This is a genomic window from Streptomyces sp. NPDC005820 (assembly GCF_040630255.1).
Taxonomy (GTDB): domain Bacteria; phylum Actinomycetota; class Actinomycetes; order Streptomycetales; family Streptomycetaceae; genus Streptomyces.
The window spans coordinates 1-21,134 of the sequence record NZ_JBEXXE010000056.1; the positions used below are offsets into that span (position 1 = coordinate 1).

17 protein-coding genes and 1 pseudogene are annotated in these 21,134 nt (G+C 70.1%); 8 read left to right on the forward strand and 10 right to left on the reverse strand.

Translation table 11 applies throughout. The features are described from left to right. Positions 1-342, reverse strand: a 342-nt coding sequence (locus tag ABZ464_RS44410; protein ID WP_359287625.1) for an NAD(P)-binding protein, incomplete at its 3' end; no start/stop codon positions are given. Between the two features lie 235 nt (positions 343-577). Between ABZ464_RS44410 and ABZ464_RS44415 the strand changes: the two genes are divergently transcribed. From ABZ464_RS44415 to ABZ464_RS44435, 5 genes are all read left to right on the forward strand, one after another. Then, positions 578-1,249: a GntR family transcriptional regulator gene (locus ABZ464_RS44415; protein WP_359287689.1), complete on the forward strand. Its 672-nt coding sequence runs from the start codon at positions 578-580 to the stop codon at positions 1,247-1,249. A gap of 455 nt (positions 1,250-1,704) precedes the next feature. Continuing rightward, complete coding sequence (locus ABZ464_RS44420; protein ID WP_359287626.1) at positions 1,705-2,637, forward strand: transporter substrate-binding domain-containing protein; 933 nt, start codon at positions 1,705-1,707, stop codon at positions 2,635-2,637. 17 nt (positions 2,638-2,654) lie between these two features. Continuing rightward, positions 2,655-3,626 carry an amino acid ABC transporter permease gene (locus tag ABZ464_RS44425; protein ID WP_359287627.1) on the forward strand — a complete coding sequence of 324 codons (972 nt, stop codon included), beginning with the start codon at positions 2,655-2,657 and terminating at the stop codon, positions 3,624-3,626. A gap of 22 nt (positions 3,627-3,648) precedes the next feature. Beyond that, a complete protein-coding gene (locus ABZ464_RS44430) occupies positions 3,649-4,455 on the forward strand; it encodes an amino acid ABC transporter ATP-binding protein (protein WP_359287628.1) in 807 nt (268 codons plus the stop codon). Positions 4,456-4,463: 8 nt separating this feature from the next. Beyond that, on the forward strand, positions 4,464-5,471 hold the full coding sequence (locus ABZ464_RS44435) for an Ldh family oxidoreductase (RefSeq protein ID WP_359287629.1): 1,008 nt from the start codon (positions 4,464-4,466) through the stop codon (positions 5,469-5,471). A 32-nt stretch (positions 5,472-5,503) separates the two neighbouring features. Here the strand turns inward: ABZ464_RS44435 and ABZ464_RS44440 are convergent, their stop codons facing one another. The 5 genes from ABZ464_RS44440 to ABZ464_RS44460 all read right to left on the reverse strand — a co-directional run bounded on the left by ABZ464_RS44440 (position 5,504) and on the right by ABZ464_RS44460 (position 11,946). Then, a complete protein-coding gene (locus ABZ464_RS44440; RefSeq protein WP_359287630.1) occupies positions 5,504-6,382 on the reverse strand; it encodes a class III extradiol ring-cleavage dioxygenase in 879 nt (292 codons plus the stop codon). A 112-nt stretch (positions 6,383-6,494) separates the two neighbouring features. Continuing rightward, on the reverse strand, positions 6,495-6,977 hold the full coding sequence (locus ABZ464_RS44445) for a MarR family winged helix-turn-helix transcriptional regulator (protein WP_359287631.1): 483 nt from the start codon (positions 6,975-6,977) through the stop codon (positions 6,495-6,497). A 77-nt stretch (positions 6,978-7,054) separates the two neighbouring features. Then, a complete protein-coding gene (locus ABZ464_RS44450) occupies positions 7,055-7,711 on the reverse strand; it encodes a DUF1326 domain-containing protein (protein ID WP_359287632.1) in 657 nt (218 codons plus the stop codon). Positions 7,712-7,826: 115 nt separating this feature from the next. Next, a complete protein-coding gene (locus tag ABZ464_RS44455; protein WP_359287633.1) occupies positions 7,827-8,663 on the reverse strand; it encodes a DUF2182 domain-containing protein in 837 nt (278 codons plus the stop codon). 355 nt (positions 8,664-9,018) lie between these two features. After that, complete coding sequence (locus tag ABZ464_RS44460; protein ID WP_359287634.1) at positions 9,019-11,946, reverse strand: SpoIIE family protein phosphatase; 2,928 nt, start codon at positions 11,944-11,946, stop codon at positions 9,019-9,021. A gap of 538 nt (positions 11,947-12,484) precedes the next feature. On the opposite strand from ABZ464_RS44460, the gene ABZ464_RS44465 reads away from it, so the two are divergent. Beyond that, on the forward strand, positions 12,485-13,069 hold the full coding sequence (locus tag ABZ464_RS44465) for a hypothetical protein (RefSeq protein ID WP_359287635.1): 585 nt from the start codon (positions 12,485-12,487) through the stop codon (positions 13,067-13,069). Between the two features lie 276 nt (positions 13,070-13,345). On the opposite strand, the gene ABZ464_RS44470 is transcribed toward ABZ464_RS44465, so the two are convergent. The 4 genes from ABZ464_RS44470 to ABZ464_RS44485 all read right to left on the reverse strand — a co-directional run bounded on the left by ABZ464_RS44470 (position 13,346) and on the right by ABZ464_RS44485 (position 19,065). Further along, the gene (locus ABZ464_RS44470) at positions 13,346-14,491 is read right to left on the reverse strand and encodes an arabinogalactan endo-1,4-beta-galactosidase (protein ID WP_359287636.1); all 1,146 of its coding nucleotides are present in this window, start codon (positions 14,489-14,491) and stop codon (positions 13,346-13,348) included. A gap of 1,063 nt (positions 14,492-15,554) precedes the next feature. Further along, entirely contained in the window at positions 15,555-16,571 is a 1,017-nt protein-coding gene (locus tag ABZ464_RS44475) for a VOC family protein (protein WP_359287637.1), read from the reverse strand. Continuing rightward, on the reverse strand, positions 16,568-17,440 hold the full coding sequence (locus tag ABZ464_RS44480) for an alpha/beta hydrolase (protein WP_359287638.1): 873 nt from the start codon (positions 17,438-17,440) through the stop codon (positions 16,568-16,570). Before ABZ464_RS44480 ends, ABZ464_RS44475 begins: the two co-directional genes overlap by 4 nt. An 8-nt stretch (positions 17,441-17,448) precedes the next feature. Beyond that, positions 17,449-19,065 (reverse strand): bifunctional 3-(3-hydroxy-phenyl)propionate/3-hydroxycinnamic acid hydroxylase, encoded by a 1,617-nt coding sequence (locus ABZ464_RS44485; RefSeq protein WP_359287639.1) that lies wholly within the window; start codon positions 19,063-19,065, stop codon positions 17,449-17,451. A gap of 126 nt (positions 19,066-19,191) precedes the next feature. Between ABZ464_RS44485 and ABZ464_RS44490 the strand changes: the two genes are divergently transcribed. Both ABZ464_RS44490 and ABZ464_RS44495 read left to right on the forward strand, forming a co-directional pair. Continuing rightward, a complete protein-coding gene (locus ABZ464_RS44490) occupies positions 19,192-19,824 on the forward strand; it encodes a TetR/AcrR family transcriptional regulator (RefSeq protein ID WP_359287640.1) in 633 nt (210 codons plus the stop codon). Between the two features lie 202 nt (positions 19,825-20,026). Next, a pseudogene (locus ABZ464_RS44495) lies at positions 20,027-21,073 on the forward strand (amidohydrolase family protein); the annotation flags it as partial. Between the last annotated feature and the right edge of the window lie 61 nt (positions 21,074-21,134).

The window sequence follows — 21,134 nt, forward strand, 5'->3', positions numbered from 1 at the left end:
CCTGACCATGCCGACCCTCGCCGCCATCGGCATCGGGATCCGGAAGGGGTACGTCTCCACCCGGCCCTTGAGCAGCAGCTTGCCGTTCATCGACAGCCCGGCCAGCGAGCCGGGTACCTCAACGGAGTCCACACCCGTGCTGTTCAGCAGCCACGACGTCGCCGAATCACCACCGGCATACACATGCCCGCCCCAGTTCAGCCAGTACGGTCCGCGGCGTTCCGAGCGGACGCGTCCGCCGACCCGGCCCTCCGACTCCAGCAGGAGCGTGTCCCAGTGCCGCAACCGCCAGCCCGCGGCCAACCCCGCCACACCACCACCGACGATGACCACGTCCTTCATGAGCGTTCCTCTTCTCGATGGCGTGATGCGGATTCCCTTGGCTGCGGCAGGGACGTGTGACGTGCACGAGTTGCGGCCACCCTAGGATGTGATCACAGATCACACAATGGTTCGGAAGGAGTTCGCACGGATGAGTCACGAGGAGCACGTGCGAGGCGCTTCCCGTCCGGGTCACGGCGGACGTGAAGCCCCGAATCCCTCCACCGACCAGGCTGTTTATGATTCAGTCGTGCCTATGTCCAAACGCGTCGAGCCGTCGCCCTCGCTGACCGACAAGGTGTACGCGGTTCTGCATGAGGCGATCACGAGCGGTGAGTATCCGGCCGGCTACCGTCTGCGGATCCGGGACATCGCCGCCGAAGTCGGAACCAGCGTGATGCCGGTACGTGAGGCGATCCGACGCCTCGAGGAGTCCGGCTTCGCCGAACGCGTTCCGCACAAGGGCTCGGTCGTGAAAGGCCTGGACCCCGCCGAACTGCTCCACGTCTACGAGACGCGACGTCTCCTGGAGGTCGAGGCCGCGCGCCGGGGTGCCGCGCAGATCGGCTCCGTGGACGTCGCCCGTATGCGCCAGGAGTTCGAGCTGATGCAGCGCGCGATCACCGAGGGCGCCGTCATCCCCTACCTCGACCATGACGAGGCCTTGCTGACCATCCTCTACGAGGCGGGCGGCAACCCCGTACTGCTCGGCACCATCCGCACGATGTGGCAGCACTGCCGCGCCTACAAGATCGTCGGCGCCCGGGCCGCCCTCGACACGCCGGGCGACACCTCACTCTGGCGCTACCAGGAACTCCTCGTCGCGGCCGCCGACGCGAGCGACGCCGAGGCGGCGGCCGCCATCTCCAACGAGTCGCTCGTCGATGCCACCGACCGGATCAAGGCGCAACTCGAGTCCCACGGCTGAAGCGGCTGAAGCCCCCCGGCCGTTCCCGACACCCCCGACACCCCCGACACCCCCGACGTCCCCGACTCTGACGTTCCGGCGCGGCCGACGCTGCGCCCCCACGCCGCCATGTGAGCCGTAGCCGAGTCGCCGGCAGTCCCACGCGAACCGGTCCGCTGACCGGAATCCTCTTGTGCCCCGCGCTGGGCGGCAGGCGACCACGCCACCGCTCCCCCAGGCGTGCTCGCGATCCTCATGATCGGCCCCGCAGTCGCGCATCGAATTTTTCGGAAGACACGTTTTCGCAGGTCACAGGCCATTTCGCACGTAACGAAGCAAAAAAGATCTGTGATCACATCTTGTCAGGCCTGGGTGGAGGTGCGAAGTTACCTGCCACCACCGAGCCCCGCTTCAACGCGAACCGGGCACGAGTCGGAATCAATCCGCCCTGGCATTTTCCGCCAAAGGAGCGCGTCATGAAGCGTCTGCGTCATCCACGTCTGGTCCACCTCGCGGCGATCGCCGGATCCGTCGCCCTGATCGGATCGACGGCCGCGTGCGGTTCGTCCGATGCGGGGTCCTCCGGGTCCACCGGGTCCGGCGACACGTCGGCGAAGGTCGACTCGATCGCCGCCATGGTCCCCAAGTCGATCGCGCAGAAGGGGACGTTGACGATCGCCGCCGCCACCTACCCGCCCGCGGTGATCGAGCCCGCCAACGGCGGCACCCCCACCGGCTGGGACATCGAGAACGTGAACAAGATCGCCGCGGTCATGGGGCTGAAGGTCAAGATCAAGATCGTCCCCTTCAACGGCATCATCGCCGGCCTGCAGGCAGCCCGTTACGACGCAGCGACCGGGGAGATCTACGCGACGCCCGAGCGCACGGCGACGGTCACCTTCGTCACCAACCACGAGTCGAGCGACGCCCTCATGGTGCCCGCCGGCAGCAAGATCACCAGCGCCGGCAGCGAGACGGACCTCTGCGGTCACACCGTGGCGGCGCTGCTCGGATCCGCCGAGGCGAAGCTGGCCTCGGGGCTGGTGAGCAAGTGCAAGAGCGCGGGCAAGGACCCGATCACCGTCAAGACCTTCGACTCGCAGGCCAGCGTCAACCTCGCCCTGCGCGGAGGTCGGGTCGAGGCGGCGGTGAGCAGCGCGAGCCAGGTGGCCTATGTGATGAGCCAGGCCAAGAACCAGTTCTCGCTGATCGAGCTGCCCTGGGCTCCCAAGTACAAGACCGGTCTGGTGCTGGGGCGCGACGGCGACTCGGCGAAGTTCGCCGTGGCCGTGAAGGCGGCGACCGACCATCTGATCGAGAACGGTGAGCTGCAGAAGATCCTCGACAAGTTCAACGAGGGCCAGGGGCTGATCGAGAAGGCCGAGATCCTCCCGGCCTCCACCGGCTGATCGAGGGGAGACGACTGATGAAAACCGCCATCGCCCTGGACTCCACCCGTGTGGGCCCGTCGGACACCCCGCCCTCGGAACTCGTCCCGATGCGGCATCCCGGCCGGCGCCTCGCCGCCCTGCTGGTTCTCCTCGTCGCGGCGAGTCTGGGCTACTCCGTCATGACCAACGCCAACTACGAGTGGGGGGTCGTCCGGGAGTACCTCTTCAACCCCGAGATCATGAAGGGCCTCGGCACCACCCTGCTCCTCACCGGGGTGTCGATGACGCTGGGCATCGTCCTCGGCATCGTTCTGGCCGCCTGCCGGATGTCGGAGAACAGGGTGCTCTCGTACCTCTCCGGCGCCTATCTGTGGTTCTTCCGAGGCACACCGCTCCTCGTCCAACTGATCTTCTGGTTCAACCTCTCGGCCCTCTACCCCCGGTTGTCGCTCAGCGTGCCGTTCGGCGGTCCCGAGATCGCCGGCGCGGCCACCAACAGCGTGCTGAACCTCTGGGCCGTCGCCATCATCGGACTGACCCTGAACGAATCGGCCTACATGGCCGAGATCGTGCGCGGTGGTCTGCTCTCGGTGCCCAGACACCAGTCGGAGGCGGCCGTCGCGCTCGGCATGAACCGGTGGCTGACCTTCCGCAGGGTGGTCCTGCCCCAGGCCCTGCGGGTCATCGTCCCGCCCACCGGCAACCAGGTCATCGGCATGCTGAAGCACACCTCGCTGGTCAGCATCATCGCCCTGGCCGACCTGCTGTACTCGGCACAGCTGATCTACTCCCAGAACTTCCGCACGATCCCCCTGCTCGTCGTCATCTCGATCTGGTACCTGGTCTGCACCACCGTGCTGTCCTACGCCCAGAGCCACATCGAACGTCACTACGGGCGCGGCGTCCAGGTCGGCGCACACCGGCCGAGCGGACTCGCGAAGCTCCGGTCGCTCAACTCCCGGTTCTCTCAGCGGTCCCAGTCCCACGACAACCCGACCACGACGTGACGAAAGGACCGGTGAATCACTCATGAGCGCAACAACGTCCGCGCCTGGCGGCACGGCCGCCCCGACGGCCGACCCCATCGTCCGGATCATCGACCTCCACAAGAACTTCGGACCGGTCGAGGTCCTGAAGGGCGTCGATCTGGAGGTGCACCGCGGCCAGGTGGTCGTTATCCTCGGACGGTCCGGCTCGGGGAAGAGCACCATGCTGCGGTGCGTCAACCACCTCGAGCGTCCCTCCAGCGGCACCGTCGTCGTGGACGGCGAGGTGATCGGTTACCGCATCAAGGGCGACAAGCTGCACGAACTGTCGCCGGCGGCCGTCGCGAAGCAGCGCACCAAGACCGGCATGGTCTTCCAGTCGTACAACCTCTTTCCTCATATGACGGTGATGGAGAACCTCATCGAGGCGCCGCGCCGGGTGAAGGGCGTGGACAAGGCGCAGGCCATGAGGGACGCGAGGCAGGCGCTGGAGGAAGTGGGCATGGCCCACAAGGCCGATGTCTATCCGAGCACGCTGTCCGGCGGCCAGCAGCAACGCGTGGCGATCGCACGCGCTTTGGTGATGAAGCCCAGCGTCATGCTCTTCGACGAGCCGACCTCGGCCCTGGACCCCGAACTGGTCGGTGAGGTGCTGAATGTGATGAAGCGGCTGGCGACCAGCGGCATGACGATGATCGTGGTCACCCATGAGATCGGCTTCGCCCGGGGCGTCGCCGACGAGGTGGTCTTCATGTCCGAGGGCCGGCTCGTGGAGAAGGGCCCGCCGTCCCAGGTCATCGACGCACCCGTGCACGAGTCCACACGCACGTTCATCGACAGCATTCTGTGAGGACACCCATGGCACGGCGGTCCGGTGAGGCCGGGACGGTCACGGTCGAGCGTGACCGGCTGATCGACCTCTGCACGCGGGCCGCGGTGGCCGCGGGTGCCGATCAGCGCGCCGCGCAGGCACTGGCCCTGGCCACCGTCACGGCGGAGAGCGCGGGCAACACCGCCGTCGGTGTCGCGCACCTGTTCGACTACCTCCGGTCCTACGAGTCCGGTCGCATCGTCGCCGGCGTATCCCCGGAGGTGTTCCGGGCCGCACCGGCCTGCCTCGTGGCCGACGCCCGTCACGGTCTCGCCCAGGTCGCCTTCGACGAGGCCTTCACGGAGCTGGTGGAGACGACGGCATCTCTGGGGGCGGCGACCCTGTGGATCCGGAACTCCTACACCTGCGGAGAGCTCGGCTCCTACCCGCGACGGCTGGCCGAAGCGGGACTGGTCGCCGTGGCGTGCGCCAACAGCCCGGCGCTCATGTCACTCGGGGGTTCGGCCACCAGGGTGCTCGGCACCAACCCGATCGCCTACGCCGTGCCGCGCGCCGACGCCCAGCCGTTCGTCATCGACCAGGCGTCCTCGCAGACGGCGTACGTCAATGTGCGCCGGGCGGCACAGGCGGGAACCCCGCTTCCCGAAGGCTGGGCCGTCGGACCGGACGGTGCGACGACCACCGATCCCGACCTGGCTCTCCAGGGCGCGCTCCTGCCGTTCGGCGGTCACCGGGGCGGCAACATCGCGCTCCTCGGCGAGCTGCTGGCCACCTGGGCAGGGGCCGCCTTCTCGATCGACGCGGCCCCCTTCGATCGCGGATCGGAGCCCCCGGGTATCGGCATGTTCATCCTGTGCCTGGCCCCGGAGACGTTCCCCGGATCCGTGCACCGCGTGGCCCACCACATCCAACGCCTGCACGACGAGCACTCCGTACGACTGCCCCCGTGGACGACGCCCCCACAGCGGCCGGAATCCATTCGCCTCGACGGCGACCTGGCCGACCGGCTCCTCGCCGCGACCCGCCGACGATGAGGCCCGCGCATCATGCCGGCGCCGGAACCGTGTCAGGCCAGTGCGAAGGAGCGCTTGGCGAAGCCCATCATGAAACCGTCGATGGCCGTGTGGGCGGGCCGTTCGGCGTTGTCGGCGCTGCCGAGCGTGATGAAGATCGGCAGGAAGTGGTCGGGGGTGGGGTGCGCGAAGGGCATGCCGGGGGCTCGGGTGGCGTAGGCGGCGAGTTCGTCGACGTCCCCGCGGGCGAGGGCGTCGGCGGCCCAGGCGTCGAATTCGGACGACCAGGCGGGGACGGCGCCTTCGAACATCGCCCGGGTGACGAAGGGCAGTCCGTGGGTCATGAAGCCCGAGCCGATGACGAGGACGCCTTCCTCGCGCAGAGGGGCGAGACGCCGCCCGATGTCCATGAGCCGCCCGGGGGCGTGGGAGGGCATGGACATCTGCAGGACGGGGATGTCACCGAGCGGGTACATCGCCATGAGCGGGACCCAGGCGCCATGGTCCAGGCCGCGGTCGGTGTGCTGGTGAAGGGGTTCGCCGGCGGGCATGGTCGCCGCGACGCGGTGGGCGAGCGCGGTCGCGTCGGGGGTGTCGTAGCGCATCCGGTAGTAGCGCGGATGGAAGCCGCCGAAGTCGTAGACCAGCGGAGTGCCCGCGGCAGCGGCGGAGACGGCGAGCGGGGCGTCCTCCCAGTGCGCGGAGACGATCAGAATCGCCGTGGGCTTGGGCAGGGACTGCGCCCAGTCGAAGAGCTGCCGCAGCCAGGGACCGTCGTCGAAGAGCGGGGGTGCGCCGTGGCTGAGGTAGAGAGCGGGGAGCGGGCCGTCGGCCGGCGTCCAGGCCCGCTGCGCACGGGCCCGGGGCAGCGCCCCGGTCAGGAAGGCGTCATAGGCGCCGCCGGGCGTCTCGGGGTCGAGGATGGATCGCACAGGGGGCCTTTCGGTGGGGAGGGCGGAGGTCGGGGGCGCGGGACGCGGCCGGAACCGGCGACGCCGATCGCCGTCGGGTGCCGGACGCCGGGTCGGGCGCCGTCGGTGTGCGTCAGGCGTCGGGGCAGAAGCCCTCGGGGTTGATGGTGGTGTTGATACGGCGGCCCGCCTCCCGCACCTGCTTCTGCTGAGCCTTGGTGAGCGGGTCGAAGACCAGGCGGCGCACCTCGGCGACATGGCCCGGGGCGGTGGCGACGACCTTGTCCCAGCCGGCGTCCGTGAGGGTGGCCAGGGTGTAGCGGCCGTCGTCGGGATCGGGCGTACGACGCACCCAGCCCTGCTTCTCGAGCCGCTTGACGGTGTGGGACAGCCGGGAGAGCGAGGCGACGGCGAACTCGGCGAGCACACTCATCCGCAGCGTGCGCTCCGGTGTCATGGAGAGCCCCGCGAGCACCTGGTACTCGAAGTGACTGATCCCGGCGTCGCGCTGGAGTTGGGCGTCGAGTGCGCCCGGAAGCTGGATCAGCAGCCCGGCCAGCGCCATCCAGGTGCTCTGCTCCTCGTCGTCGAGCCAGCGGGGCCCATCTGTGCTCATGCGACGAGCATAGCTTGAAGCATCAAGTCATCTCACTTGACGCTTCAAGTTGAGAGCAGCTTCCTTGATCCCGGCGCTCAGTCGGGTCCCGCCCAGTCGAAGGGGAAGTGCTTGCTCGACTTTCCCGAACGGTCCCAGGAGAAGCCGAACGCGTCGGCACGGTCGGCGGTGGATCGGCCCCAGGTGGCTACCTGGCCCGGTCCGATCTCGGCACCCGGGGCGTTGTGGAGCTGGACGCGGGCGCCTTCCGGTGCCGTCGGGCCGGTGAGTGCCTCGGCAGTGGCCGTGACCCGGCCGGGGATCTCGGCTCGCCAGGTGGCGAGGTCCTCGTCGATCTCCACATGGATCGGCGCAATGTCCATGCCGCGTATCTCGGGCCGGAGCATCTCCCCGAACCGTGCCGGCCAGCCACCGGCCTCACCTCCGAAAACGGTTCCGAGCGCGGCCCGCTGTCGGTCGTCTGCGCGTTCGTCGAGGAAGACCGCGGCGTACGCGTCGGTGTGCTCGCCGGCCCAGACGTTGCCCACGAAAGTGCCGAGCATCAGGACGTTGAGATCGTCGAGCCGCACGTCGCCGTAGTTGCCCTCACGAATGTGCCAGACCAGTACGCCTTCGCAGTCACCGTAGGTCGGAGGCTGCGCGAACGTGCAGGGGCACGGTATGGCGCACTTGCACACGTCGAACCAGTCGCCGGCCAGATGCCAGCGGGTATTGGTGGTGACCTGTTCCGTCATCTCGCTTCCCTCCCGTCGAGCCCGAGGGAGCTCCGTCGAAAGTGGCGAGACCGCACATCCCGAGCCCGCACGCGGATCGCGAGGCGGTCTCTCTCTTCCAGCTTGCCGCAGGTGTTCACATGCCGCCCATCGACGGCGCCGACTCCTGCAGCCCCGGCAGCAGCCAATCCTGGAACGGCGCCAGTACGGCGAGTACGAGGAAGACGACGCCCATCACCCGGGCGAGCAGCGGTCCCCGTGACCACAGCTTCTCCACGAAGATCACCACCGCCAGCCCGGCCATCGCCGCCACGTTCATCACCCCGAGCGGCACGAGGACGACCATCAGCCCCGCGCAGCAGCCGACGCAGTAGCCGCCGTGGTGGACGCCCACCCGCAGATCGCGGGCCGGCTGCCGGAACCCGGCGTAGCGCACCAGCTGGCTCATGGGGTCGCGGCAGTGCCGCAGACAGACGTTCTTGAGGGGCCCGAGCTGGTAGAGGCCCGCCAGGAGGAAGGCCGCCGAGCCGATCCAGCGTCCTGCTGTGGGGTGGTCGCCCACGAGGTCGCCGGTGACGGCCAGAGCCACGTAGGCGAGCAGCCCGAAGGCCGTCCAGACCAGCAGATACCCGCCGACGAACTCCAGGGTGCGCCCCACCCGGCTCCACCCGGAGGACCGCCGCCCGATCCCCCGCACCCAGGTCAGGGCCACCGGCGCCATGGACGGCAGCATCATGGCCGCCATCATCGTCACCCAGAGCAACAAGAACAGCGGCAGCGCCATCCCCATCGTCCCCGGCTCGACCCCCATCTCGCGGGCCTGCCCCACGGTCAGCACCCAGGCCGGCACAGCGATCAGGACGACCACCGACCACGCGACCGCGAGCTCCCGCGCCGGCAGCAACGCGCCACCCGCCCCGGTCGGCGCCGGCGACCGGGAGGGGACGAGGACAGAAGTCGGAAGATGCCGCATCGGTTCACTCCCCTGCCTACCACCCCAGGACAGCACGACGTCCACCTGATCGCGACCGCGCTCCGACGCGGTTTCCTGCGGGTGACGACAGCGGTGTGAAGAGTCAGCGCCCATCGCAGCCGGCCATGCGCTCGGGCCCGTTGCCTCGCCCGCCACCGTCGTCACGACAGCAGGAGCGACCACGACCAGGTGAACGATCACGCCCGCAGGCGGCCGCCACACTCCACCGGTGCGGCGGAAGATGCCATCCGGACGACCTCGAACACCACCGGATCGCAGGGTCGATGACCGTGCCCCACGCACTGGTGGTCGGGAAACAGGGGGGGATGAGCGCCCCGATGCCGACGTGTCGTACTTACGGAGTGGGATCCAGGGGGTCCGCAGAGGCGACGGACGGTGATCGCGGCAGGGGCTGCTCCGTCCAGATGATCTTGCCTGTGGATGTGTAACGGGTTCCCCAGCGCTCGGTGAGCCGGGCGACGAGGAAGAGGCCGCGCCCGCCCTCGTCCTCCGTTCTGGCGCGACGCAGCCGCGGCGCGGTACCGCTGCCGTCGGAGACCTCGCAGATCAGCGTGCGGTCGCGGAGCAGCCGCAACTGGACCGGCCCGGTCGCGTGCCGGATGGCGTTGGTGACCAGCTCGCTGGCGATGAGTTCGGTCGTGAAGGCCAGTTCGTCGAGTCCCCAGGCGGCCAGCCGACGCGTGACGGCAGCGCGGATGCGGGCGACGACTGCCGGGTCGCTGGGCAGCTCCCACTGGGCGACCTGCTGCGGCCCCAACGCGCGGGTACGGGCGACGAGCAGAGCGACGTCGTCGGCCGGCCGGGCCGGGAGCAGCGCGTCCAGGACCGCCTCGCATGTGTCCTCCGGCGCCCGCTCCGCACAGGCCAGGGCGGTGCGGAGCCGCTCCAGGCCGACGTCGATGTCCTGGAGCCGGTCCTCGATCAGACCGTCGGTGTAGAGCACCAACTGGCTGCCTTCGGCCAGTTCCAGCTCCGCTGTCTCGAAGGGCATCCCACCGAGCCCGAGCGGCGGCCCCGGCGGCAGATCGACGAAGTCCACCGTGCCGTCGGGGCGGACGACCGCGGGAAGCGGATGCCCGGCACGGGCGAAGGTGCAGCGCCGCAGCACGGGGTCGTAGACGGCGTACAGACAGGTGGCGCCGATGATTCCGGTGTCCGGTTGCGTGTTCTCCACCGCCCAGCCCTCGCCCCGGTCGAGTCGGCCGACCAGGTCGTCGAGGTGGGTGAGGAGTTCGTCGGGTGCCAGGTCCAGAGAGCAGAAGTTGTGCACGGCGGTGCGCAGGCGGCCCATCGTGGCGGCGGCGTGCAGACCATGGCCGACCACATCGCCGACCACCAGCGCAACCCGGGCACCGGACAGCGGGATGACGTCGAACCAGTCGCCGCCCACCCCGGCCCGCGCCGGCAGGTAGCGGTAGGCGACCTCGACGGCGTTCTGCTCGGGCCTGCCGCGGGGCAGAAGGCTGCGTTGAAGGGCGAGGGCCGTGTTGTGCTCGCGCGTGTAGCGGCGGGCGTTGTCGATGCAGATCGCCGCCCGGCCGACCAGCTCCTGGGCCAGGGACAGATCGTCTTCCTCGAAGGGGGCCGGCTGCCGGCAGCGGTAGAAACTCACCACACCGAGGGTCACGCCCCGGGCCCGTAGCGGGACCGTGATCAGGGAGTGGACGCCCGCCGCGAGCACCCGTCCGCCGCGTCCCGGATCGTTGGCGATCCAGCCGCGGGCCTCGGCCAGCACGGGTTCGAGCACCGACTGCCCGCTCTCCAGGCTCCGGGCCTGCGGCGTGGAGGGGACATAGCCGACCCGGTCGCCGACGCCGTACAGCGCGGGCTCCGCGTATACGGCGCCCAGCGCGACCCGGCGCAGCGGGGTACCCGCCCCGGTCGGCACCGGTTCCTCTCCGTGCAGCACCGGGTCGGCCAGGTCGACCGCGGCGAAGTCGGCGAACCGGGGAACGGCCACGTCCGCCAGTTCCTCCGCGGTGCGCGTGACGTCCAGGGTGGTGCCGATGCGGACGCCGGCGTCGTACAGCAACTCGAGACGCTTACGGGCCAGAACGGCCAGCCGACCGACGCTGGGCTCGCCGACGAGCAGCAACCAGGCGTCGTCCCCGGATCCGTCGGTGTCCGTCGCGGCCCCGGGCGTGGGTGAGGCCGCGGGCGATTTGGGCCATAGCGGCACGCTGGGCGAGGGCGACGGCACGACGGTATGCATGTCGACGGCAGGCGTCACGGAGAGGACCGTCGTCGTGGCGGTCCGTGCGGGGGACGCTGTCGTGGCCGTTGCGGCGGCCCCGGCCGGCACCTCCGGTGCGGTGAGTTCGACATGGCGCAGACGCGGGCCACCGAGGACACGGGCCTCGATGACCACTCCCGTCTCACCCGCCGCGCCGATGACCGGGCGGCGCAGCAGGGTGGCGATCCGGCCGCCGGACAGGGCCACCTCGTCGAAGGCCCGGTGCGGTGCGGCAATCAGTTCCTCGGCCTTCTCCCGCAGCACGGCCAGGTCGATCCGGCCGAGGTCGCCGTCGTCGTGGGTGGTGCGATGCTCCGAGAAGGCGTGTGCGGGCTGCTGTGGCCATGCGCGCGTGCCGCTCGTGTCCCGCTCGGCCCGCCGATACGCGGCAAGCAACGCCTGCTCGCGCTGCGTGGCCTGTTCCAGCAACCGCCCCTCTATACCGCGGACGGCTTCACGGACCATCCGCAGCATGGCGGGGTCGCCGTCGGCGCGCAGGCAGGTGAGATCGAGGACCGCCTCGACGTGTCCGCTGAGCGGATTGCGGACCGGCGCGCCCGCACAGGTGAAAGGCTGCAGGCAGTCGGCGAAATGCTCACGGCCGACGACGTAGAAAGGAGATCGCTCGGCCAGCGCGGTGCCGACGCCGTTGGTGCCCACGACCTGCTCGGATGCGTCGAATCCGGGGGCGAACCGTATGTCGTCGAGGCGCTGGCGCAGCGTCCGGTCACCGCCGTACCGCTGGATCATGCGGGCCCGCCCGTCACAGAGCACGACCGTCATGCTCACGTCGACCAGCGACGCGGCCAGGTCCTTCAGCACCGGGTCGGCCGCGCGCAGGAAACGGTCGTCCAGCTCCAGGTCAGACCTGTAGGGAACCAGCAACTGGTGTGGCTCCAGCCCGGCGGACCTGCACCGCTTCCAGGACTCGAGCACTGAGCCACGCACATCCGAGTCGACCCGGGCACCGGTCAGGAAACGCTCGTGGGCATCGACCAGACCCCCTATCTGGTCCCAGGCGACGGTCATCGGCACCACTTCCTTCACCTGGAGACGGCCTCATCGCACACCGCTGCTCGGCTCGCCCCAAGGGAGGGGAGCCCTCCAAGTGTTTTCACGGTAGACCGTCTGTGATGCCAATCTCAATGCGGCGGCCTGTGCCTCACGAGCAGCCCGGAGTCGCCTCCTTGCCTGGCGGCACCTCGATTGACGTCAGCGCGTTCGCCCGTGCGGCCCGGCGTCCGGCGCCTCGTGGCCGGAATGCGCAGGTCCGCGCCGGTCCCCGGCCGACGGGCGTGGGCTGGGCGGAGACCTGGCCGCGAAGCGGCGGCCGCGCCTCTGGCCCGACGGCAGGCCCAAGGGAGGCACCCGCAGACTCGCAGCTGAGGCCGACCGGGTTTCGAGCGGCTGACAGGGCGACGGACGGACAAGGGCCGTCCGCCGAGTCCGGCCTCCTCCTGGCCGAGCACGACCATATGTGTCGGAGGGATGGGAAACCGAGGGGGGCTCGGTCACAGTGGGTGGGCGTGGTCGGTCAAGGGAGAAGCCGGCGCGGAGAGGGAGACCGATGACGGAACCCGACCTGTTCGAGGTGGCGGTCGTCGTGGTGAGGCAGCCGAAGCGTTCGTGGTGGCGCCGTTACAGGGGTCCCGAACTGGCCGTATCCACCGTGGAGGGAACACCGCTCGCCGAGGTGACGAACACCGACGACACGGACTTCCTCCTGGCCCAGGTGTCGGGCGAGTTCATCGTCCGCATCGAGAAGCACGCCAGGTTCGGGCCCATGAGCCCGGTGCATTTCCGGTTCATCGACGCCGAGGGCCAGGAGGTCGGCTGCGCCCGCGCCTCCGGCCTGGTCAAGACCCGGCAGCTGAGCTTCCGGACGGAGCGGAGCCGACCGCTCTTCCTGACGTGGCTGGCTCACCTCTCGGTCGAATGGCAGCTCACGGAGACCGATCCGCTGCGGACCCCGAAACCGGAGACCCTCGGTCGTGTCACGGTGAGCACCGTCGACCCCTGGCTGGGGTTACAGCAGTACGTCGTCGAAGCGACCCGCCGTCTGGACACCTCCGAACGGCAGACCTTCCTCACCATGGTCATCTGCCTGCATCTGCTCCGTCGCCCCCCGGGCCACGGCTCGGCTGTCGGATGAGACGTTCCCCCCCTCCGCCCGCCTGCGGTTGTTCCGTTGGGCGAACCCTTGGGCAACAGCCGCACGACAGCCCTCCATGCCGGCCACCGGTCGCTTCCGACCAGGTGGCCGGGACCGACCGGTGACTCTACGGCCCGTGCCGCGAGTACCTGCGGCCGCTGCTGACCATCCCCACCTACGGATGAGGGGTGCCTCGCGGAGCGGGCGCCGGGAGGGCGACGCCCGCGTGGAGAAGGACCTGTCGGCTGCGGTGGGCGGACGCCGACGGGGTGGGGGTCAGGAGCGGTAGTGGCCGAGGGTCCGCATGCCGGGCAGCGCCTTGTCGTCGAAGTCGAACAGGGCCAGGTTCTCCCAGGCGTTGCCCGACTTCGGATCCTCCGGGTTCCAGCCGCTGCCGGCGCGGTAGGTCCACATGCCTTCCCAGTAGCAGTAGCCCAGGCCCTTGGCATCGGGGACGGCGGCCGCCAAGTCGGCCACCGCGCGCAGCCATGCGGCCTGCCCCTCGGGCGTGGCGGGGTAGCCCTCGGTGAGCTGGGAGGGGCTGTTCATGATGTCGTTGGTCTCGTCCTCGCTGCTCAGCGAGAACGGGTACGCCGTCTCGGCGATCACGCAGGGCTTGCCGTAACGGGCCGTGATGTCGGCCATGTTGTCGGCTGCCTGGTCCAAGGAGCCGTGCCAGAAGGGGTAGTAGGACAGGCCGATGATGTCGAAGTCGACGCCGTGGGCGACGGCGTTGTCGAACCACCAGCGGTACAGGCCGTTGTCGCCGCCGTTGGCCAGGTGGAGGATGGTGCGGATGCGTGGGGTGGTGTCGCGTGCGGCGCGCAGGCCGGCCTTGAGGAAGGCGGCCAGGTTGTCCCAGTGGTCCCAGTTGCCGGTCGGCCAGAGCATGCCGCCGTTGAGTTCGTTGCCGATCTGCACCAGCTCGGCGGGCGTGCCCTGGCGCTTGAGGGCGCCGAGGACGTCAGCGGTGTGGTCGTATACGGCCCTGGTCAGGCCCGCCACGTCCAGGTCGGCCCAGGCGGCCGGCTTGGTCTGGTGTGCCGGGTCGGCCCAGCTGTCCGAGTAGTGGAAGTCGATCCAGATGCCGATGCCCGCCCGCTTCAGGCGCCGGGCCAGCGGCAGGATGTGCCTCTTGTTGTTGTAGCCGTCGGCCGGGTCCACCCAGACCTTCAGCCGGGCGTGGGTGATGCCCGCCTCCGCGAGGATGTGGATCGGGTCGTCGAGCCGGCCGTCGGCCCGGCGGTAGACGGCGCCGTGCTCCTCGTTCTTCGGCAGCGAGGAGATGTCCATGCCGCGGATCGGAAGGCAGCGGGGCGCGGCGCCGTGCGTCGCGGAGCTCGCGAAGGCCGGTGCGGCGCCCAGGGCCGGCACCGCCAGCACCGCGGCACCGGCTGCGGTGAGAATGCTGCGTCTGCGCATGTCAAAGGGTCCTTTCACAGGGGGATGGGCTCGGGGATGACACGGGGGGGCGTGGGGGGCCGGGGGGCGGGTACTGCCTGGACCAGTCGGATCCGATTCCGGGTGCCCGACCGTCGTGCGCCGGCACGACTGGGTCGGCTCCCGCGGGCGCACGTCGGCTTCGGTGGCGGTGTGGCTGACGGCGACGCGGATGGCACCCGGCTCGCCTTCTCGTACAACGAGATCGATGCGGGAGGTGCAGTGCGGTGGGGATACGGGTGGTGCCGACCGGTCCGAGGCCCACGACGCCTGTCGGATCCGCGCCGGTCAGGCGGGCGGGCGGGCCACGGGACGCCCGCGGGGCACCGGCCGTAGTCTCCGGCGCGTTTGTCGGTGATCTGGACGCTCGGTGCCTGTCTTCCTCGTCTGCTCGAAGTCGCCGTCATCCCCGCGTGCGAGCGGCAGGCAGTCGAAGAGGGAGGAGAGCACGTCTTACTCCGGCAGGATCGGCGGGATGGCGTCAGCCGGTTTCCGTGAACGTGCACAGAATGCATCTCGACTGACACCCATGAGCTACACGTAGGTAACCCGAGGCTCGCCCCGTTGACAAGAGCAGGTAACGATATTCTTCTGTGCACGCTCACAGAATCACGCGGGCGCTCGGCGCAGTCGCCACGGATCCGTCTCCCGCCTCCCAGCGCGCCTCGGAGCCCGCAGCCCCGGCGACCGAGCCTGCGCGGCCCAGCAGGCACACGGGCCGTCGTGCCGCACCGGCAGGTGTCGCTTGGCCTTGGTTCCCCGGACAGCAGCAGCGTCCGCTCGCGGTTGCTCCCCTGCCGACCGCCGCTCACATCCTCGTCGGCAATCACCCATGGTCACCGGCAGGCTGGACTCCACGAGGAGTCGGCGGCACAGGCCACGACGCTCTCGGGCTGGTGGGGCAGTGGCAGTGACTCTCCACCGCGAACTTCCCGCCCGGACCGTACGTGGTGTACGGGGGGTGGCGTCACGCCGGTGATGGTGAAGAGCACGGCCGGGCCGGGTCGTAGGGAGGACGGTCCGGCCCGGCCGTGGGTCGGGGAGGTCAGGCGTCGGGGATGCCTGCGCCGCTGAGGGCGGGGACCGTCCGCTCCGGATGGACGAGGGAACGGGCGCCGAGCCGGAACTGGTCGAGTTTGTCGACGATGGTCTGGCCGACGGGGGTGTGGCCCCAGATGCTGATGCCCTGGTGGGTGGAGGGCTCCCAGGTGTTCTCGTCGATGACGATCGGGTTCCAGCCGACCTCCCACTCGAAGCCCGAGGGGGTGCGGGCGTAGTAGGAGAGTTCCTTGTCGTTGGTGTGCCGACCGACGGACAGGGCCATGTCGAAGCCGAGTTCGTGCACGCGGTCGTAACTGCGGGCCAGGTCGTCGAGGGAGGCGGCCTGGATGTTGAGGTGCTGGACGCGGGTGCGGACCGGGTCGATCGGCAGGCCCCGCACTGCGGCGATCGCGATCGAGTGGTGCCGTTCGTTGACGCGCAGGAAGCGGATCTTGAGCTTGACGCCGCTGATCGTCTCGTCGATGAAGTCGGTGAGGCGGGCGTCGAAGACGGTGTGGAAGTAGCCGCGCATCAGGGTGGGCTTGGCGGAGGTGATCGCGACATGGCCCAGGCCCGCGTCGCCGGTGACCCAGCCGGAGGCGAGCATCCTCAGGGATTCGGCCGATCTCACCGGCGTCGTGTAGATCTCCTGGGTGATGCCTTTGGGGCCGGGGAAGCGCAACAGGCGTTCCACGCTCCGCGCCTGCGCCTCGTCGTCGGTACCTTCGACGAGAGGCACTCCGTGCGCTCGTATGCGGTGCTCGATGCGTTCGAAGGTGGTGTGGTCGTCGATGTGCCAGCCGGTGGCGACGACGTCCTCGGCCGGCCCGCGCCGCAGCAGGAAGCGGCACTCCTGGTCGTCGAGGCGGAACCGCATGACGTCCTTGTCCAGGTCGTCGTGGTGCATGCCGATGGCGTCGGTGCCGAAGCGCCGCCAGTCGGCGAAGCGGTCGGTCTCGATGACGATGTAGCCCAGGTGCACGGCACCGAAGACGGAGGCTCCCGGGGCGGTGTTGTTCATCGACGGCCCGCCAGGAAGTCGGCGCAGAGCCGGTTGAAGAGCTCGGCGCGCTCGAACTGCACCCAGTGCCCCGTGTTGGCCGCCATGTACAGGTCGCAGTCGGGCATGCGCTCGGCGAGCATACGGCCGCCCTCGGGGCGGTTCACCTTGTCCGCGGCACCCCACAGCACCAAGGTGGGCACGGGCAGCCGGGCCAGTCGCGGGTCACGCGTGAAGTCCATCTTCCACAGCGTGCGCAGGGCGTTCGGGCCGGAGGGACGACGCAGCGGCGGAGCCGCGATCACCTCGGGGTCGATGCTGGCCTCGTAGCGCGCGTCGATGACGCCGTCCGGCACGTCGGCGGCGTTGAAGACGAGGTACTGGCGGATGAACCTCTCCAGTTTGACGCGCGAGGGCCCTTCGCCGGTGTAGTAGTTGAGCAGGCTGTTCAGACCGGGGGTGGGCAGGGCGCGGGTGGTTCCGATGCCGCCGGGCCCCATGAGCACCATGCGCTCGACGCGGTCGGGGGTGTCGAGCGCGAGACGCAGGGCGCAGGCTCCGCCGTAGGAGTTGCCGACCAGGTGCGCCCTGTCCAGGCCGAGGACGTCGAGCACACCGCGGATGCCGTCGGCGAGGTAGCCGAAGGGGTCGGCCCCGTCCATGCCCTTGGTGCTGCGTCCGTAGCCGGGCAGGTCGGGCACGATGACCCGGTGGCGCTTGGCCAGCTCGGCGATGTTGCGGGCGTAGTTGGAGACGCCGGAGGCGCCGGGGCCGCCGCCGTGCAGCAGCAGGACGGGCGCCCCGTCACCGGTCTCCGCGACGAAGATCTTCCTACCCGCGACCTCGAGCAACGACTCCTGCATCGGAGGCAGTTCGGTCTGTGTGGTCATGACGGTCCTCAGCTCGCGATCGGGGTGGTCGGGGCGGACGGACGCACTGCCGGAGCGAATCCGGAAGGCGGCGGCGGAAGGGGGGAGCCGGCGGGGGCGGCGGCGTACACGTAGGCGTCGGGACGCAGGGCGAGGGTGGCGGCGCGGTGCTGGTCCAGCCAGGCCAGCAGCACACCGTCGCTGTCGACGAGGGCTTCCTCGGCCGGGGTCGAGCCCGTCGGCAGGACGGTGAGTGACGGGACGTCCAGACGGTCCCAGCCGGGCTGGGGTGTGGCGGTGCGGGCGTGCAGGAGCACCCAACGGCCGTCGAGTACGTCGTCCAGGCGGACCCGGCCGCCGTCGGGGCCGGTCACCCGGGGCTGGGGGATCTGGCGCCCGGAGGCCTTGGTGCGCGGGTGGGTCTGGAAACCCTTGGCGTAGCGGGCGACGGGTATCCAGTGGGAGTCGACCAGCCGGGATCCGACGCCCGCCGCCCGGCGTACCGCGCGCAGCGTCGTGTTGCGGACCCGGGCCACGGGGAGCCGGCGTTCGGTGATGATCCGCCCGACGAACACCGCCCGCCGGGTGACCTCGCGCACGTGCGGCTTGCGCTCGGCCTCGTAACTGTCCAGCAGGGACTCGGGCAGTTCGCCGCGCAGCACGGCGGCGAGCTTCCAGCACAGGTTGGCGGCGTCGCGGACGCCCGCCGCCATGCCCTGGCCGATCCATGGCGGCATCGCGTGGGCGGCGTCGCCGGCGAGGAAGACCCTGCCCACCCGGAAGCGGGCGGCGAAGCGGACGTGGTGACTGTAGACGGTGGCCCGAAGGATTCTGATCTGGTCGCGGCCGATCCCGTACCGGGACACCATCGCGAGGATGGCGTCGTCGGTGGTCAGGTGCGCCTCGTCGTCGCCGGGCAGGATCGGGAACTCCCAGCGGTGGTGGCCGAGCGGGGTGGGGCAGTCCACCGCCGGGCGGGCCGGGTCGCAGCGGAAGCGCAGCCGGTCGTGGTCCGGCCAGGGCTTCAGCATCTTCGTGTCGACGACGACCCAGCGGTCCTCGTACGTCCGTCCCTCGTAGCCCACGTTGAGCTGGGCGCGGGTGAGGCTGGAGCCGCCGTCGGCCGCGATCACGTACCGCGCGTGCAGCCGTCGTACGGAGTCGTCGGCGGTGCCCACCACCGTCAGCTCGACCCCGGCCCCGTCTGCGGACTGGCGCAGCCGCAGACACTCGTGTCGCAGCAGGATCTCCACGTTCGGGTAGCGCTCGACGCCGTCGCGCAGGACCTGTTCCAGGGCCGGCTGGTAGATGAACATCTGCGGCGGATGGCCGTGGCCGCGGGGTGTGGGGCGCGCGCTGAGGAAGGTGCGGCCGTCCGCGTCGACGAAGTCGAGGGGGCGCTCTGCCAGCATGTCCTGCTTGAGCCGGTCGGCCAGGCCGATCCGCTGCCAGATGCGGATGACCTCCTCGTCGGTGGAGATGGCCCGGGCCCGGGAATAGACCTCCGCGTCCCGCTCCAGCACGACGACCTTCAGGCCCGCCGCCCCCAGCAGGTTCGCCGCCGTCACGCCCGTCGGTCCGTAGCCGATCACCGCCACGTCGTACGCGCCGTCCTCGGCTCTGCCCTCGGCACTGATCCCACTCACCGGGTCACCTCGCTGTCGTCCCTGTCGCGGCTCTTGTTGTAGCGTTCACTCCAATTGGAATGGGCGCTACGGTAGGCTCGACCTCGAGAACGGTCAAGTGCGGGGCACGAAGGAAGGGCATCTCCCATGACCAGGTCGGAGAATGTGCGTAAGAAGCGTGCGAACGGGGTGGAGTCGCGGCGGCGCATCCTGGACGCCGCCGTCGAGATCGCGGGCGAGCGCGGCTACGAGGGCACCTCGATCGCCGCGGTCAGCGCCAAGTGCGGGCTGCCCGCCAGTTCGATCTACTGGCACTTCAAGGACAAGGACGACCTGATCGCCGCGGTCATCGAGCGCAGTTTCGAGACCTGGCTGGTCGCCGTCGAACTCCCCGGCGAGCACACCGGCACACCGCTGGAACGCGTCGCCTCCATGGCGGCCAACGTCGCCGGATCCCTGGTCGACGCCCCTGACTTCCTGCGCCTCGGCCTGATGCTCGCCCTGGAACGGCGGCCCACCGAACCCCAGGGCCGGACGGTGTTCCTCCAGGTCCGTGCCATTGCCCGCGCCAAGATCGGCGAGGTCATCGAGACCTTGTTCCCCACCCTCGGCGAGGACGCGGTGCAGACCCTCGCCACCTACGCCGTCGCCGGCGCCGACGGCCTGTTCATCCAGCGGGAGATCAGCGGCGACTCGGTCGACCTCGTGGCCATGTTCCAGTTGCACGCCCGGCTGGTGTACGAGGCCGCGGTGCACATGGCTTCCGCAAGCGAGGCATGACGCCCACCGGTGAGCAGCACCCGCAGGCCGGGCGCCCGCCGCTCATCGCGGAGCACCACCGCAGGCCGAGGAGAACACATGCCCACCGGCGCCGAGCCCTCACCGGAAAGCGTCATCGCCCAGGCCACCCAGCTCCGACCGGACCACGTGGCCTCGACCTGTTCCCCGAGAAACCAAGAGGCCGCACCATGACCTACGCTCCCGCCGCGTCGACGTCCACCAGCATCTCGTGCCGCCCTTCTACCGCGACGCTCTCGCCAAGACCGGCATCGCCGAGGCGGGCGGGCGCGCCCTGCCCGACTGGAGCCCCGAAGCGGCACTGGAGACGATGGATCTGCTGGGCACCGCCACAGCGATCCTCTCGGTCTCCACCCCCGGAACCGGTTTCCTCGACGACTCCCGGGAGGCCGTCGCACTGGCCCGTCGGCTCAACGACTTCTCCGCCTCCCTCACCGCCGACCACCACGGCCGCTTCGGCTACTTCGCCACCCTGCCGATGCCCCACATCGACGCCAGTGTCCAGGAGGCCGGGCGGGCCTTGGCCGAACTCGGCGCCGACGGCGTCACCCTGCTCGCCAACAACAACGGCACCTACCTCGGCGCCGAGGGCCAGGACGCCCTGTGGCGAGTCCTCGACGCACACCGTGCCGTGGTGTTCGTCCACCCGGCCGACCTGCCGGCCCCGGCCGTGGACGGCATCCCGCCGTTCGCCGCCGACTTCCTCCTCGACACCACCCGCGCCGCCTATCTCCTCGTACGCAACGGCGTCGTCCGCACCTACCCGAACATCCGGTTCATCCTCAGCCACGCAGGGGGTTTCCTGCCCTACGCCTCCCACCGCATGGCCGTCACCATCGCCGGGACCACCGGACGCAGCCCCCTCGACGTCCTGGACGACTTCCGGAGCTTCTACTTCGACACCGCGCTCTCCTCCAGCCCCGCCGCCCTGCCCACCCTGCTCGCCTTCGCCCGTCCCGGCCACATCCTGTTCGGCAGCGACTGGCCCTTCGCTCCCACCCCCGCCGGCCAGTACTTCGCGAACGGCCTGGACAGCGGCGTCGACCACGCCACCCTCACCACCGTCAACCGGACCAGCGCCGAAGCGCTCTTCTCCCGGCTGGGTCACGCCCCCGCCCCCACCGCGGCCCGGTCCCTCCCGGCACGCCTGCGCCACCGGGCGCAACGCGTCGGAGCCCGTCTCGTCTTCGAGCTGGTCCAGCCCGGAACCGATGGAGAGCCGGGGCGCTGACCCGGATCGTCGACGCCTACACCGTCACCCTGGCCGCCCTCATCGGCGCCTTCGTGGTCAC